Consider the following 16115-nt stretch of genomic DNA (forward strand, 5'->3'; position numbering starts at 1 on the left):
GAACGCCAGTCAAAATTCAGGGCGCTGCCATTTGCAGGTACGCCCCATTGCCAACCGAACGCCAGTCAAAATTCAGGGCGCTGCCATCGGCACCCACCAGAGTGCTGACCACCCACAGGCTGGCATGCCCCGGCAAAGGAATCAGGCGCTCACAGCTGCCGTCGTTATGCCTGACCCACATTTCCTGACGCTGCACCGTGACCGTCACCACAGGCAAGCGCACATCGGGGAAACGCATGCTCTGGCCGACAATCTCACCGCGAAAACGCTCGCCGGAATTGAGTTGCAGTTGTTGGCTGGCCCCGTCCCACGAGGTGGTACCAAGCATCCAGCCCAGACCGAAGCCCTGATCTTCGGCCATCAGCGGGCTATGGCTCAGGCGCAACTGGCTGATAGGGCCGCGCAAATCGTTGGCGGCGCCGGTGGGCAGGGTTATCGAGGCCGAGAACGCACCGGTGCGCGGATCGACCCCGGCACTGATGCTGCTCATAAAGTTGTAGGCTCCGGAATACAGGTCACCGCTGTTGAGCAGGCTGGGGGCGGATTTGATCTCGGGGGAGGGCGTCGTGTGGTCAGTCGGGGCAGTCATGATGACTATTCCTTGGCTATCTGGAGAGGAGCCGCACAATAGGAACCCTTGCTTGAGGCCAGCAATGAGCGAGGTTTGTAGGAGGGAGCGGGACAGAAGTCCGCACTGGGGGCATTTTCAGGGCAACAATTGAATTTCTTGCGATAAACGCACTCCATTAGCCCCTGCGTAACAGGTTTTTCGTCGTTTTCCATGTTTTGCTGGACAAATAGCTGTCATTTCAGTTGCTGACTCGATAAGTCGGCCTTAGACTGCCGCCCCTCGTAAATTGAGTGCCGGGTGGCGCTTGAAATAGATGGCACCTAACTGGTTGGGATGAAGAACGGTCAGGACGCTCCCTAATTCGCCTTAATGCACGTATTTTTTATAGAGAAATCAATGACAAAGGATAAGTTGCTGGCCATGCCGGCGGATGACTACATGAATGCCGAGCAACATGCTTTTTTCAGCGAGCTGTTGCAAAACATGAAGGTTGAAACCCACGAGCGTATTGAGCAGAACCGCATCGCGATCGAAAGCCTGGACACTCCAGCTGACCCTGCGGACGCCGCTTCGGTTGAAGAAGAGCGTACCTGGTTGGTGAACTCTATCGATCGCGACCAGCGCATGCTGCCTCAACTGGAACAAGCACTGGAACGCATCAAAGATGACAGCTTCGGCTGGTGTGATGACAGCGGCGAGGCAATTGGCCTTAAGCGCCTGCTGATCAGCCCGACCACCAAGTACTGCATCGAAGCTCAAGAGCGCCATGAGCAAATCGACAAGCATCAGCGTCAAGCCTGACTGTTTGCTTTGCCGGAGCCGCGCCACGCGGTTCCGGCATCAGTCGGGTCCTGCAGTCGTTCGTATTGCAGCCATTGTTGTAACTCCCTCCAAAACAATTTCCGAATCTTGAGCTGGCCGTGCTTCTTGCGTCTTATATTGGGCGCGGCATTATTGCGCGCAGTAGAAATAATCGAGGGCAGGATTGATGAGCAATTCAAGCAACGCGGGAGCAGTGTTGCGGGTCGGCATCTTTTTCGATGGGACGGCCAATAACCAGTTCAATAGCCTGCAGGGACAGCAGCGTCAGGAACAGGGGCTGCTGATTGATCCTGGCAGCAGCTATGGCTCTGCTGTGACCAATATTGCCAAGCTGCACCAGTGCTACCCGGCCCAGTCAGGGTTTGACCCTGCTGGCCATGCCGTGACTTCGCTGTATATCAGCGGTATCGGCACCACCACCGGCGCGGCCGATACTCAGTTTCCGGGCCAGACCTATGGTCGTGGCCATACGGGGGTGCTGGGCAAGGCTGAACTGGCCCGGACCCGGTTGACGGAGTGCTTGCAACACTTTGTCGCGCAGCTGCCCCCCAATACCCTGAGCCGTTTGCAGCTGGACCTGTTTGGTTTCAGTCGCGGCGCCGCGGCGGCCCGGCATTTTGTGAACCAGATCAACGCCAGCGCATTTACCGCCCAGTTTGCCCTGGCCGCCGACTTTGCATGCTCCATCCACTTTATTGGTCTGTTTGACACAGTCGCCGCCATGGGCGGGCTGGAGGATTGGGGGGATGTGGCCGATGACATCAATCCCGGACTCAACCTGTACCTGGGCCCGGACTGCGCGCAACAGGTGGTCCAGTTGAGCGCGCGGGATGAACAACGGCGAAATTTTTCCTTGAGTCGCATCGCGCCACAGTGGCCGCTGGATATTGCGGTGCCGGGGGCGCATGCCGACGTCGGCGGCGGTTATCCGCTGGATATGCTGGAACAGGTTTTTTTGAGCCGCTGGCAGAGCAATCTTGTGCAGCCGTCCACAGCCATTGAACAGACCCGGGCCTGGAAGTTGACCCAGTCTCAGTTGCTGGCATGGCAGGCCGAAGACCTGATTGATCCCCGCGCTGCGGAGAATTTCCTGCAGATCCGCACTCTTGAACGCAAGGAAGGTAGCCGTGAAGACCCGATGAAACGGGTACAGGCTGCAGTGTTCATGCAGCGCAGGATCGATGGCCGTCTTGCCCGGGTGCATTTGCGGATCATGCATGGCCTGGCGGTTGAGCACGGTGTGCCCTTCAACGCATTGACCGATGCCCAGGCCGCGTTGCCCGATGAGCTGAAGCCCATAATGGCCACGCTTGAGGCCCAGGTGCGCCAGGGGACGATCAAGCTGAGCGCCGATGAAGAACGTTTGCTGCGCCAGCGCTATATCCACCAGTCGGCCAACTGGAACCCCGGCGTGGGGGCGGGCGAGGCCGTGGTGCAAAGGGCATTCTTCAATATTCCCGAGGAAGGCGGGCGCTGGGTCTTCGATCAGAAAGCACCGGATTACGCCTAGGCAAAGCAGAAGATTGTTACGGCTTATGCAATTGATCTATGCCGTAGATAGCTTTTTCCGGCGACGGTTAGCCACTAATATAGCCGACATCGTTAGGTGCCTAACTAATAGCTGGAGAAACCATCATGTCCAATCAAGTTGATGTTGCCGTAATGATCGGGAGTGGTGTGCCCAAGAGTTTGCGCGATACCGGGCAGAAGGCCTGCTGGGTGGTGCTGGTCAATGGTGAGCAGCGCGGGACGGCTTTTTCCAGTCGCCCGGAAGCCGAAGAGTGCCGCGCGGCATGGCTGGCGCAGCTGAATGCCGGCCAACTGTGCAACAGGGGGCATGCTCAGCGCGCTTGATGCAATACACAGGTTGGCACTAGGAGTTGAGGGCGCCGGCGTCCACTGCAGCCTTTAATTCTTTTGCCGATTGTTTGGCGGCATCTGCTGCCAGTTCGGCTGTCTTGAACCAGCGATCCTTTTCGACCTGATGGAAGGTGACAGTCGTTAGTGGTGGCTTGGCGCGCATGATGATCACTGCCTGAAATTCGCCGTCGACGTCTTTGGACTCACCGCGGATAAAAAATTCGCCAATATCAAATTCCGTCACGTGTCGCTTTCCCTTGGAGGTAATGAAGCCTGCATGACCCGGCGGCATGGGCCAGGTCGATTTTTACGCGAGTATGGCAGTAGTTGACTCTCAGTGGCGCAGTTAACTCATTCACGCGACGAAAGCCCTGCCGGGCACAGACTCAATCCGGCAAAAAAATTGATTGATTGCTTGATAGAGAAGAGGATGTATATACCCATCTTCGGGCATGACCCGGTAGAATGGTGCCCCCCGGCTATTTTTTTCAGCCAGTTTTCGCTGATGCAGGCGCTGCTTCACTCTGTTGTGCCTGTTCGCCGGGGTAATCATGGCGTTGCTCTATTTAGTCCAGATGTTACATGCCACTCCTGATTCGAGCAGTCAGGAGCACTTGTCGTACTCGGGTTTTCAATTAATTTTTGCTGTCGGTGGTTTGCCCGGACAGTTCCATTTCAGGTTTTCGAGGGTTTTGCGTTGGCAGTCAGTAATTTGGAAATGCATGCGTTGTTCGTTTTGGGTGACTTGCGGGCACGTTTGGTCAAGCTGTTCCACTCGCGCTTTGTATACGTAACTGAACAAAACGCCGAAGGTATTTACATCGCTGAAATTGATACCGAAACAGCCTTGGTGGTAGATGACAAACCGGGTCTTGAACTCAAGGTCGGCGATCATTTTCGCGCAGCAGTGTTGCCCAGCCGTGAAGGTGGCAAGTTCGAAATAAAATTCCGTGATATCAAGACCACCATTTACGGCATCGGTGATTACGCCTATGTCGCCTCACCTCTGGGTGAAGGCGTGGTATTCAAAGAAGGCCAGACCGTGATGTTGATCTTTGCTGCCAAAGAGCAACTTACCGAAGGCTTGAGCAAAACATTGAAAGCCGTCACTGCCAAAGCCGCCAAATGGCCCAAGGGCGAGTTGACCTTCAAGGCCAGCAAAGAGTGACGCTGACGCGCTCCGCAAACCTGTAGCCCCTTTCGGCAATTGCCCTGTACCTGTAGCAGCTGACGAGAGAATCGAGGCTGAGTCCGGTTGCGAAACCGTCGTAAAGTCATGCCCCGCGGTTCCTCAGATAACCCCGGCCCTGCGGATTACGATTGCTTCGCAAGCGGACGTAGCCTTCGCCAACTGCTCTGCAACGGCTGTTAACGGGCAGCGCCCGCACGCCATCCATCTTCCCCTCAAACAGCCTAGGCCTTATGGACGATGTCCGGGTTTCGGGCCAGCTTGATTATCGATCCCACTGGCTGAACAGGCCGGAACCCAAAAAATAATAAGAATGTGCGAGGGATCGTGAGCATGAGCGCCATCGTCTTTTCATTAGCTGTGCGAGGTCGAAATGGCCGACGCTCATAAAGTCCCTCCCATGCAGCGTTTTGTGAACCGTTGCGCCGACCGGTTAATGACGCACCGAAAATCCCTGCTGGGTTTTTTTCTGCTGATAACCCTGGGCCTGGGTTACAGCGCCACCCACGTACGGCTGGACCCGGGTTTCAACAAGCAGATCCCGGTGCGCCATGCCTACATGCTCAACTTTCTGGATTTCAGCCGCATCTTCACCGGGGCCAACCGGCTGCTGGTCAGCGTGCACTGGAAGGGCCAGGGCGATATCTACAACCCCGAGTTCCTGCAGACCCTGCAACAGGTCACGGACGACGTGTTCTATATCTCCGGGGTTAGCCGGCCCAGCGTCACCTCGCTGTTCACACCCAACGTGCGCTATATCGAAATCACCGAAGAAGGCTACGTCGGTGATCTGGTGGTGCCGCCGCAATATGCGGCAACCCCCGCAGACCTGCAGCAAGTACGCAGCAATGCCGCACGCTCCGGGCAGATTGGCCGGCTGCTGGCCAACGACCTGAAATCGGCCATGGTGCGGGCCGACCTGCAAGACACCGATCCGAAAACCGGGCAGCCGGTGAGCTATGTGCAAATCGCCCGCAGCCTCGAAGACATTCGCGCCAAATACAGTAATGCCGACATCGAAATCAACATCGTCGGTTTCGCCAAGCTGGTGGGCGATGTGGTCGAGGGGCTGAACACGGTGATGGGTTTTTTCGCCATCGCATTCCTGATTACTGGCCTGCTGCTGTGGGTCTATTCCCGGTCGTTGCGTCTGACCATGGTCGCGCTGCTGGTGGCCTTGTTGCCAGTCATCTGGCTCCTGGGCTTATTGCCGTTACTGGGCCTGGGAATCGATCCGATGTCGATTCTGGTGCCGTTTCTGATCTTCTCCATTGGCGTGTCCCACGCGGTACAAATGACCAATGCCTGGAAGCAGGAAGTGCTGGCGGGCAGCGATTCGGTCAGTGCGGCCAAGGCTGCCTTCAGCAAGATATTCATCCCGGGGGCCCTGGCCTTGCTGATGAATGCCCTGGGCTTCGGGGTGATCATGTTGATCGATATTCCCATCGTTCACGAACTGGGGATTACCGCGTGCATCGGCGTGATGCTGATGATCATCACCAACAAAATCATGCTGCCGCTGATCATCGCCCATCTGCAACTTGAGCCGCATCTGCTCAATGCCCGCAGCCCCGGTTCGACCCGGCGCCATCCTCTGTGGTGGCGGCTGTCGGCGCTGGCCCCGCCGGGCCCGGCACTGTGGGTCTTCGCCATCAGCCTGGTGCTGCTGGCAGCGGGGGCGTACAAGGCCCGTGAACTGCAGATTGGTGACATTGGTTCCGGGGCTCCGGAGCTGCGGGCCGATTCGCGCTATAACCAGGACAACCAGAAAATCATCAGCAACTACTCCATCGGCCTGGATGTGCTCTCGGTGTTTCTGACCATTGGCGGGCGCAGTGAAGCCTGCCTCGACCCGGCAGTCATGCGCGCGGTCGAAACCTTCGATTTCAAGATGCGCGAAGTGCCAGGTGTGCAATCGGTGCAAAGCGTGGCCGGCATGGCCAAGCAAGTGATTGCCGGCAACAACGAAGGCAACCCGCGCTGGGCCGCGATTCCGGGTTCCGCCCAGGGCTTGCAGCAGGGCGCCTATGCCTATTCGCCGGACTCGGGGCTGGTCACCGACAGTTGTCAGAAAATGCAGATTCTGGTGTTTCTGACCGATCACGAAGGGGCCAGCGTGGCCCATGTACTGGGGGAGGCCAAGCGCATCATTGGCGCCATCCAGGTGCCGGGTGTGACCTTCCATCTGGCGGGCGGCAACATCGGGGTCATGGCCGCTTCCAATGAAGCGGTCAAGCAGGCCGAGGTGGTGATGCTGGCGGCGTTGTTCTTCTCTGTGGCGCTGTTTTGCCTGCTGACCTTCCGTTCATTGCGCGCGGTGCTGTGCATTCTGGTGCCGCTGGCGATTGTGGCAGTGCTGTGCAATGCCCTGATGGCTCTGCTGGGCATCGGCCTCAAGGTCGCGACCTTGCCGGTCATGGCGCTGGGGGTCGGGGTGGGGGTGGATTACGGGATCTACCTCTACGAGCGCATCGAGCACGAGATGGCGGCCGGGCAAGACTTGCGCGAAGCGTTCTACCGGGCCATGTGCCAGCGCGGCACGGCGGCCGTATTTACCGCCGTCACCATGTCCCTTGGGGTCTGTACCTGGGTGTTTGCACCCCTCAAGTTCCAGGCCGATATGGGCGTGCTCCTGGCCTTCATGTTTCTGGTCAACGTACTGGGCGCGATCTTTCTGCTCCCGGCGCTGGCTGCGTGGTTCAACCTGGGCAAGCCGCTGGTGAACAAAAGACCATCCAGCGTACGCGCTTCCTGCGATCAACCGCTTGTCAATCTGTAGGAGCGAGCTTGCTCGCGATGGCATCGCCGCTACCCATTGAAGAATTGCAGTGTCTGCATCGCGAGCAAGGGCGCTCCTGCAGATCGGCATGTACGTCTAATAACAAGGAGAACACCCCCATGCGACGTCTTTCTCAGGTGGGCGGCTGGCTGTCAGTCGCTCTGGTTTTGCACAGTTACAGCGGGCCGCTCCAGGCCCAGGCCCCAGCCGACCAGATTGCCCGGCTGGGCAAGGATCTGACCTGTGTCGGCGCCCAGCAGGCGGGCAACGCCGAGGGCACTATCCCGCCGTTCGGCGGCCAATGGCTGGGGGCGGCTCCCGGCATGAAGTTCGAAGGCACAGGTAAACATCCGATCGACCCTTACCCCAACGAGAAGCCGTTGTTCGTGATTACCGCGCAAAACCTGAGTCAGTACGGTGCGCACCTGTCCGAGGGCCAGAAAGCCCTGTTCAAGCTCTACCCGCAAACCTTCCGCATGCCGGTGTACCCGTCCCACCGCGATTTCCGTTTTTCCGACACGGTGTGCAAGGCCACTCTGGAAAACGCCTCGGTCGCCAAGCTGGTGGATGATGGCGAAGGCGTGGTGGCCCGTACCGGCGGGGTCGCGTTTCCGATCCCGCAGAACGGCATTGAATTGCTGAAAAATGCCTCGCTGTTCACGGTCAGGGCCTGGACTGAGGAATACACCTCGGACAACGCCTATGTGCTCAAGGACGGCAATATCAACTGGGGCCGCGTGCACTCGCGCAACATGGCGCCGGGGCTGGAGCCGGGCAAGATCGGTGATACCACCGGCAACTCCTCGTTCTACCTCAACGAAACCCTGCTGCCACAGCGCGACAAGGGCGAAATCAACACCGGTACCGAGTACTGGAACGACAAGACCGAGCCGCGCCAGAGCTGGCGCTACGACCCGGGCACCCGGCGCGTGCGGCAGTCGCCGGGCTACGGTTTTGACATGGCCTTCCCGGGCTCCGGCGGTTCGATCACGGTCGACGAAGTACGGATCTTCAACGGTTCGGCCCAGCGCTATAACTGGAATATCGTTGGCAAAAAAGAGCTGTATATCCCTTACAACACCGCGCGTCTGCACGCCAGCGATCTCAAATACGCCGGGATGCTGACCCCGGGCCACATCAACCCCGACAACATGCGTTATGAACTGCACCGCGTCTGGGTCCTCGAAGGTGTGCTCAAACCCGGCAACCGTCATTTGTATGGCAAGCGCACGATGTACATCGACGAGGACAGCTGGTTTCCGGTCATGGGCGACAACTACGACAACCGTGGCGAGCTGTGGCGTACCTCGATGGTCAACTACTTCTACGCCCCGGAAACCCAGACCTGGCAGGCAGGTGTCGGCCTGTACCACGACTTGAACGCCGGCAGTTACCTGGCCTTCAACTTGATCAATGAGCAGCGCAACGGCTATGTCCTGAACAAGGGCGGTCTGGCCCCCGGAGACTTTGGCCCGGAAGCCGCTCGCCGGGCTGGCAAATAAACGGTCAACCCCCCTGACTTTACCCGTCTGCCACAGGTTGCCTGTGCGCGGGCGGGCGGGTGATGCACAACAATAAGAAACAAGGAGCACGGCATGCTTAAGCACTGCACACGTTTTGTGGGGACCGGTTTACTGTCGGGTTTGAGCACCCTGGTACTGGCGGCGCCGACCATCGAGCTGGGAGAAAACACCACCCTCGACTCGTCGCTTACGGTCAACTACACCGCCTCCATGCGTACAGAAAAGCCTGATCACGAATACCTCAACAGCATCAACAACGACGATGCCACCCGCAACTTCAAGCGGGGTTCCTTGATCAACAACCGGGTCAGCGTATTTGGCGAGTTGATGCTCAAGCACGACAACCTCGGTGCCGTGATGCGAGGCAGCCACTTCTATGACGAGGTGTACCACCAGCGCAACGACAACGACTCGCCGGACACGGTCAACAAAACCGGGCGCTACAACGACTTCAGCCGGGACACGCGCAAACTCAGCGGCAGCAAGGCCCGTCTGCTGGACGCCTATGTGTATGGCGACTTCACCGTCAACGACGATCAGTACGTGTCACTCAAGGCCGGCCGGCACCTGGTGGCCTGGGGCGAGAGCCTGTTCTGGCCCAACATCAGCCAGGGCCAGGCGCCCGTGGATGCGACCAAATTCAACGTGCCGGGAACCGAAGCCAAGGACGCCTACCTGCCTGTGGGGCAGGTGTCGGGCTCGTGGTCGATCAACGAAGATTTGGCCTTGCTCGGTTTTTACCAATACAAATGGGAAGAAACCCAGCTCAACCCGGTGGGTGATTACTTCGGCAGCGACACCTTTGGTCCGGGGGCCGAGTTTTATCGTCTGGCTCCCGGCATTGTCAGCAGCCTGCCCGATTCAGCTGCGGTGGGTTATGGCGGCTCGGTCAAGCCGGGCAACAGCGGCGAGTGGGGTATAGGTACCCGCTACCGGATCACCCAAAACACCGAAATCGGCCTGTTCCACTATCGCTACCACGATCGCGTACCGGCGCTGTTTTTCGACTTTACCGGGCAGACCCATTACTCCTCACTGAACAAGGTCGGGGGCAGTGGCTACGGTCCGAGTTACCAGTTGGGTTACTTCGACAACATCAAGCTGACAGGCATCAGCTTCACCACCAAAGCGGGGGACTCGGTACAGTTTGCCGGCGACCTGAGCTACCGCGACGGTGCGGCGGTCTACCTGAGCAATGGTGCACCGGCCCGGGGCCAGCTGTGGCAAGGCAACCTCAACGCGGTGTACATGATCGGGCCGACGTTCATGGCGCAGCAAACCACCCTCATGGCCGAAGTGGTGCACCAGCGGATTCAGGGGGTTGATGACCTGACCGTTACCGGCGGCGGGGCGGGTACCGACGGCACGTTCAACAAATACGTGTACGACGGCCAGACCCGGGGTTCCAGCCTGCTGGGGATTGGCACGTACTTTGATCATCCGAACATATTCAATGGCTGGGACCTGACCACCAAGGCCACCTGGACCCAGAACATTGATGGCAGCGCCTACTCCGGTTTGGGCCGTGCGGAAAAGCGCCTGACCCTGGGCGGGGATTTCAAATACCTGGGCAACTTCCAGCTGGGGCTGACCTACGTGGCCTACCTGAGTTCGGCAGACCTGGCCCAGGGCCGGACCATGGCCGACAGGGACTACCTGTCGTTCAACGGCAAGTACACCTTCTAGTCCTGCCCCCATCGCCGGCAAGCCGGCTCCCACAAGGTCAGAAGCAGCACAGTCATTGTGGAAGCCGGCTTGCCGGCGATGGGGCTTCAAAGTCAGACAGCCAGCTGCCACAAGGTCAGATGCAGCACAGTCATTGTGGGAGCCGGCTTGCCGGCGATGGGGTTTCAAAGCCAGACAGCCGGCTGCCACAAAGGTCAGAAGCAGCACAGTCATTGTGGGAGCCGGCTTGCCGGCGATAAGGTTTCAAAGCCAGACAGCTGGCTGCCACAAGGTCAGAAGCAGCACTGTCATTGTGGGAGCCGGCTTGCCGGCGATGGGGTTTCAAAGCCAGACAGCCGGCTGCCACAAGGTCAGAAGCAGCACAGCCATTGTGGGAACTGGTTTGCCGGCGATAAGGTTTCAAAGCCAGACAGCATCCCACAAAGGGTAATCCCCAACCCGCTTCACCAGACCTGCCCGTAAAGGATTGGCAACCACATAGCGCGCCAGATTTTTCAGATCTTCTTCGCGACGCAATGCATGATCGTGAAACCCTTTTTGCCAGCGCCTGCCGGTTCTGTCTGTCATGCGATTGATGGCGCGAGCACTCAATGACTTGGTACGCCCCATGAGCTTGTCAAGTGAAGCGCTTTGCAGCTCTACCAGCCAATGAAAATGATCGGGCATTACAACCCATGCGAGTGAATTGACCGAACCTTGTGTGTGCTCATGACGAAATTGAGCAACCACTAACCTGCCAACGCGCCAGTCAGAGAACAGAGGTTCCCGGTCCAGCGTATTGGCGGTCAACAGGTAGATGCCATTGGCCTGGGAAAATCGGCCATACCTTAAACGGCTGGAAGCAGGTCGTTGGGTCATGAGCTCTACTCATAAGTCAGAGCTGCAAAGACTAGTTTCTGAGGCAAGCGACTTCCGAGAGTCTCTGGACCAAATATTTCATGGCCTGATGCATCGCCGGCAAGCCGGCTCCCACAGGGTCAGAGGTAACACAGTCATTGTGGGGTGCTGTCTGGCTTTGAAAGCCTATGGCCGGCAAGCCGGCTCCCACAGGGTCAGAGGTAACACAGTCATTGTGGGATGCTGTCTGGCTTTGAGAGCCTATGGCCGGCAAGCCGGCTCCCGCAATGGTAGGGTCGCGTCTGACCTTGTGGGAGCTGGCTTGCCGGCGATAGGTGCGCCACGATCTATCTGGCCTCGCGGGGCATTCCCAGGGCCCGTTCGGCGATGATGTTGCGCTGTATTTCGTTGCTGCCGCCGTAGATGGTGTCCGCCCGGGTGAACAGGAACAATGCCTGTAACCGCGTCAGTTCATAAGGCGCTGCCGCCAGCAACTCTGCCTCCGGCCCCAGTACATCCATCGCCAGTTTCCCCAGCTCCAGGTGCCAGGTCGACCACGCCAGTTTATAAATGGTCGCCTCAGGTCGCAGGCTGCCATCCTGTAGCCCCGAGAGCATGCGCAACGAGTTGTAGCGCAGTACCCGCAAGCCGCTCCAGGCCTGGGCGATGCGTTGCCGCATGATCGGGTCTTGCGCCGCACCATTGGCCTTGGCGATGCGCACCACTTCGTCCAGTTCGTTCTGAAATTGCATCTGCTGGCCAAGGGTCGATACCCCGCGCTCGAAACCCAGCAGGGCCATGGCGATTTTCCAGCCGTCACCGGGCTGGCCAATCAGGTTGTCGGCCGCAGTGCGCGCCTGGTCGAAAAATACTTCATTGAATTCGCTGGTGCCGGTCAGTTGCCGGATCGGCTGCACGCGAATCTGCGCCTGAGCCATCGGCACCAGCAGGAATGACAAGCCGCGATGCCCGACACTGCCCGGCTCGGTACGCGCCAGGACAAAACACCAGTCCGATTCATGGGCCAGGGACGTCCAGATTTTCTGCCCGCTGATCAGCCACTGGCCACTCTCACTGTCGAGGCTGGCGCGGGTCTTGATATTGGCCAGATCGGAGCCGGCACCGGGCTCGGAGTAGCCCTGGCACCAAAAGTGCTGCCCGCTCAGAATGGCCGGCAGAAACCGCTGTTGTTGCCCGGGTGTACCAAAGGCCGCCAACGTCGGACCGACCAGTCCTTCGCCGATGTGCCCCATGCGCCCCGGGCCACCCGCGCGGGCGTATTCCTCATAAAAGATCACTTGCTGGTTGATGCTCAAACCACGACCACCATGCTCGATGGCCCAGCCCGCACCCACCCAGCGGCCCGCGGCCAGTTCGCGCTCCCACTGCTTGCGCAATCCGGGGGCGAAGTCTTCGTCTCCCGGCCCGCCACGAAAGCGCAGTTCGTTGTATTGCCCGCTCAGGTGCTCCTGCATCCACTGCGCCACCTGTTGGCGAAAATGCTCATCTGCCGCGCTGAAACCAATGTTCATGGGCGCTCTCCGAAAATATGCCTGGCCAATTGCTCACGATGAAAGGCCGGCGTGCCCAATAACTGCTCGCTGGCCCGTGCCCGCTTGAAGTACAGATGCGGGTCGTACTCCCAGGTGAAGCCAACCCCGCCATGCAGCTGGATCGACTCGGCGGCGCAGTTGAAAAAGCCTTCGCTGGCATGGATTTTTGCCGTGGCCGCGGCTTCCGCCAGTTGCAGCTGGGCACTGGGGTCGCCATCGATATTCAGGCACTGGTCGGCAATGCAGGCGCCGTAGTAACTGGCGGACCGTGCGCACTCAACGGCCAGCATCAGGTCAGCGCAGCGGTGCTTGACCGCCTGAAAACTGGCGATGCTGCGACCAAACTGTTCGCGGCCGCCGATATAGGTCAGGGTCAGATCCAGTACCTTTTGCGCGCCGCCGGTCTGCTCGGCGGCGAGCCCGATACAGGCCATGCGCAGCACATCGCGCAACAGCGGCCAGCCGAGGCCGGGCTCGCTGAGCAGGTGCTCATCGTTGAGCACCACGTCATTAAGGGTGATGGTGGAAAAACGTCGGGTCTGATCCAGCGTCGGTTGCTGCTGGCGGCTGATGCCGGGCGTCAGGGCAGACACGGCAAACAGGCGGATCCCGGCCTCGCCGATACTGCCCGGGGTGCGGGCGGCAATGATCAGCAAATCGCACTCGGCACCGTCGATTACATACAGGTACTGACCGTTGAGGCGATAACCACCGGCACAGCTCTGTGCATAGACCTGCACGCCGCTGTCGTCCCAGCGCGGGGCGCTGGTCCAGGCCAGGCTGGCGCTGATTTCGCCGGCCGCCAGCCGGGGCAGCCAGAGGTTCTTGAGCCCCTGATTGCGGCTCAGCAGCAGCGCCGGAATCCCCATGCAGCAGGTGGCAAAAAACGGCGTCGGCAACAAGCAGCGGCCCAGCTGTTCCTGCAACAGGCACACCTCGACAAAGCCCAGGCCGAGCCCGCCATATTCTTCGGGAATCGCCAGTGCCGGCCAATACAGCTCGCGGGCAATGCGGGCCCAGGCCGTGTGGTCGAGACCGGACTCGGCGGCCATTGCCGTGCGCACCGCTCCGGAGCTGGCCACCTGCGCCAAAAAGCGTTCGGCAGACTCTTGAATCATTCGCTGCTCTTCGGTCAGGGCAAGCTCCATAGGACTCCTCACTCTATAAGTGGATCAAGTCTTGAGCATGGAAGGGCAGCACAGGCGCGTAATCCCTGAGCCGGACTAGTCCATTTGGCGGTCGGATCCCCGGCACGGCCCCGCAGGTGTTTAGTCTCAACGGACGATGAGCCACCCCCTGCGCATTCCCATACTGCCCGCATGCCTTTCGCCAATTGAGGAGCACCTGTGAACAGTGCAGCCCCCACCGCAACCCATACCGCCTTTCACACCCGTATTGAGGCGGGGATCGCCGAGCTGGTGATCGACCGGCCACCGGTCAATGCCCTCAATAGCCAGGAGTGGCTGGACCTGGCCCGCACCCTCGAAGCCCTGGGGCAAGACCCGCAAGTGCGGGTCATCGTGATTCGTGCCGAGGGCCGCGGTTTTTGTGCCGGTGTCGATATCAAGGAACTGGACGCCCACCCCGAACGCATCGTGGCCGTCAATGCGGGCAACTACGCCACCTTCAAGGCCGTGCATCGCAACCCGGTGCCGGTGATCGTGGCGGTTCATGGCTATGTACTGGGTGGCGGGATTGGCATTACCGGGGCTGCCGATATCGTGGTGGCATCCGATTGCGCGACGTTTGCGCTGCCGGAAGTTGACCGTGGCGCCATGGGCGGCGGCGCGCATTTACAACGCCTGTTCCCGGTGCAAAAGGTCCGTTATCTGTTTTTCACCGGCGACAAGATCGGTGCGGTGGAGGCCCAGCAGTACGGCTTTATCGAACGTGTCGTACCCCGCGAGCAACTGCGCGAAACCGCTTTGCAGATCGCCCGCAAGATCGCCAGCAAAAGCCCGGACATGATCCGCATCGCCAAAGAGGCGTTGAACGGTATCGAAGACGGCAACCTGGAAGACAAATACCGCTGGGAGCAGGGCTTCACACTCCAGGCATACAACAGCGCGGACTCTGCCGAAACCCGGCGCGCCTTTGTTGAAAAACGCGACGCCACGTTCTGAGGAGCTGACGATGGACCTGACTTACTCCCCCAAGCAAAAGGCCTTTCGCCAGGAGGTGCGCCACTGGCTGGGGGCCAACCTGCCGGCCGAGCCATTGGCCAGTTATGACACCCGTGAAGGGTTCGAGCAGCACCGCCAGTGGGAAGCCAAGTTGTTCGACAGCCGCTTTTCCATGGTGATGTGGCCCACCGCCCTGGGCGGGCGCGGCTGCGACCTGATCGAATGGCTGATTTTCGAAGAAGAATATTACGGCGCCGGTGCACCGATGCGGGTCAACCAGAATGGCCAGCTGTTACTGGGCCCGACCCTGATGGAATTCGGTACCGAGGCGCAAAAGAAGCGCTTTCTGCCGCGCATGGCGGCCAGTGCCGACATGTGGGCCCAGGGCTGGTCGGAGCCCAATGCCGGTTCCGACATGGCGGCGATCACCAGCAAGGCCACCCGCGACGGTGACAGCTATGTGCTCAACGGCCAGAAAACCTGGTCGACCCGGGCCATCTTTGCCGACTGGCTGTTCGGACTGTTTCGCAGCGACCCCGCGTCCAGCCGCCACCACGGCTTGTCATTTGTGATGGTGCCGCTCGATGCACCGGGCGTCACCGTCCGTGCCATCAAGGCCCTGAACGGCAAGGACGCGTTTGCCGAAGTGTTCTTCGATGACGTGCGCATCCCGTTGGAAAACCGCATCGGTGAAGAAGGGCAGGGCTGGCATGTGGCGATGGCCACTGCCGGTTTTGAACGCGGATTGCTGTTGCGTTCGCCGGCCCGCTTTCAGTACACCGCCCGCAAGCTGGTGGAGCTGTACCAGGCCAATCGCGCCAGCGCCGACCGTGATCCGAGCCTTGGCGAAGCCGTCTGCAAGGCCTGGTCGGACGCCCAGGCCTATGCCTTGTCGGCCTATCACACCGTAGGCCGGCTGAGCCGCGGCGCGCAGATTGGCGCCGAATCGAGCACCAACAAAATCATCTGGTCGGAACTGGATTTGCGCATGCACGAGACCGCGATGCGGATTCTGGGTGCCAATGGCGAGCTGACCGGTAAATCGGCAGACGGCCACGACTGGCTGGAGGGCTTCCTGTTTGCCCAGGCCGGGCCGATCTACGCCGGGACCAACGAGATTCAGCGCAACATCATTGCCGAGCGCATGCTCGGCCTGCCGAAGTGAGGCCGGG

The 16115-nt window shown here is 59.6% G+C and carries 14 protein-coding genes; 9 read left to right on the plus strand and 5 right to left on the minus strand.

Features of this window, described 5'->3' with window-relative positions:
* Positions 1-16: 16 nt before the first annotated feature.
* Positions 17-589 carry a hypothetical protein gene (locus B195_RS09580; protein ID WP_100917156.1) on the minus strand — a complete coding sequence of 191 codons (573 nt, stop codon included), beginning with the start codon at positions 587-589 and terminating at the stop codon, positions 17-19.
* Positions 590-967: 378 nt separating this feature from the next.
* Here B195_RS09580 and B195_RS09585 point away from each other — a divergent pair, with 378 nt between their 5' ends.
* The 3 genes from B195_RS09585 to B195_RS09595 all read left to right on the plus strand — a co-directional run bounded on the left by B195_RS09585 (position 968) and on the right by B195_RS09595 (position 3247).
* On the plus strand, positions 968-1372 hold the full coding sequence (locus B195_RS09585; protein ID WP_003446412.1) for a TraR/DksA C4-type zinc finger protein: 405 nt from the start codon (positions 968-970) through the stop codon (positions 1370-1372).
* 187 nt (positions 1373-1559) lie between these two features.
* Positions 1560-2903 (plus strand): DUF2235 domain-containing protein, encoded by a 1344-nt coding sequence (locus B195_RS09590; RefSeq protein ID WP_003446413.1) that lies wholly within the window; start codon positions 1560-1562, stop codon positions 2901-2903.
* A gap of 125 nt (positions 2904-3028) precedes the next feature.
* Positions 3029-3247: a hypothetical protein gene (locus B195_RS09595; RefSeq protein WP_003446414.1), complete on the plus strand. Its 219-nt coding sequence runs from the start codon at positions 3029-3031 to the stop codon at positions 3245-3247.
* A 19-nt stretch (positions 3248-3266) separates the two neighbouring features.
* On the opposite strand, the gene B195_RS09600 is transcribed toward B195_RS09595, so the two are convergent.
* Entirely contained in the window at positions 3267-3497 is a 231-nt protein-coding gene (locus B195_RS09600; RefSeq protein WP_003446415.1) for a hypothetical protein, read from the minus strand.
* A gap of 453 nt (positions 3498-3950) precedes the next feature.
* Here B195_RS09600 and B195_RS09610 point away from each other — a divergent pair, with 453 nt between their 5' ends.
* The 4 genes from B195_RS09610 to B195_RS09625 all read left to right on the plus strand — a co-directional run bounded on the left by B195_RS09610 (position 3951) and on the right by B195_RS09625 (position 10430).
* Positions 3951-4421: a hypothetical protein gene (locus tag B195_RS09610; RefSeq protein WP_029612994.1), complete on the plus strand. Its 471-nt coding sequence runs from the start codon at positions 3951-3953 to the stop codon at positions 4419-4421.
* 421 nt (positions 4422-4842) lie between these two features.
* Positions 4843-7221, plus strand: a complete 2379-nt coding sequence (locus B195_RS09615) for an RND family transporter (RefSeq protein ID WP_003446420.1) — start codon at positions 4843-4845, stop codon at positions 7219-7221.
* 119 nt (positions 7222-7340) lie between these two features.
* Positions 7341-8723 (plus strand): DUF1329 domain-containing protein, encoded by a 1383-nt coding sequence (locus tag B195_RS09620; RefSeq protein ID WP_003446421.1) that lies wholly within the window; start codon positions 7341-7343, stop codon positions 8721-8723.
* A gap of 93 nt (positions 8724-8816) precedes the next feature.
* A complete protein-coding gene (locus B195_RS09625; protein ID WP_003446423.1) occupies positions 8817-10430 on the plus strand; it encodes a DUF1302 domain-containing protein in 1614 nt (537 codons plus the stop codon).
* 399 nt (positions 10431-10829) lie between these two features.
* Here the strand turns inward: B195_RS09625 and B195_RS09630 are convergent, their stop codons facing one another.
* From B195_RS09630 to B195_RS09640, 3 genes are all read right to left on the minus strand, one after another.
* Positions 10830-11288, minus strand: a complete 459-nt coding sequence (locus B195_RS09630; RefSeq protein WP_003446441.1) for a transposase — start codon at positions 11286-11288, stop codon at positions 10830-10832.
* 326 nt (positions 11289-11614) lie between these two features.
* Positions 11615-12799, minus strand: coding sequence for an acyl-CoA dehydrogenase family protein (locus B195_RS09635; protein ID WP_003446443.1), 1185 nt, complete (start codon positions 12797-12799; stop codon positions 11615-11617).
* Positions 12796-13968 carry an acyl-CoA dehydrogenase family protein gene (locus B195_RS09640; protein ID WP_003446445.1) on the minus strand — a complete coding sequence of 391 codons (1173 nt, stop codon included), beginning with the start codon at positions 13966-13968 and terminating at the stop codon, positions 12796-12798. The genes B195_RS09635 and B195_RS09640 overlap by 4 nt, the downstream gene beginning before the upstream one ends.
* Before the next feature lie 198 nt (positions 13969-14166).
* On the opposite strand from B195_RS09640, the gene B195_RS09645 reads away from it, so the two are divergent.
* Together B195_RS09645 and B195_RS09650 are read left to right on the plus strand one after the other, a co-directional pair.
* Entirely contained in the window at positions 14167-14943 is a 777-nt protein-coding gene (locus B195_RS09645; protein WP_003446447.1) for an enoyl-CoA hydratase family protein, read from the plus strand.
* 10 nt (positions 14944-14953) lie between these two features.
* Entirely contained in the window at positions 14954-16108 is a 1155-nt protein-coding gene (locus B195_RS09650) for an acyl-CoA dehydrogenase family protein (RefSeq protein WP_003446449.1), read from the plus strand.
* Positions 16109-16115: the final 7 nt, after the last annotated feature.

This window comes from Pseudomonas sp. Lz4W (assembly GCF_000346225.2).
Taxonomy (GTDB): domain Bacteria; phylum Pseudomonadota; class Gammaproteobacteria; order Pseudomonadales; family Pseudomonadaceae; genus Aquipseudomonas; species Aquipseudomonas paraversuta.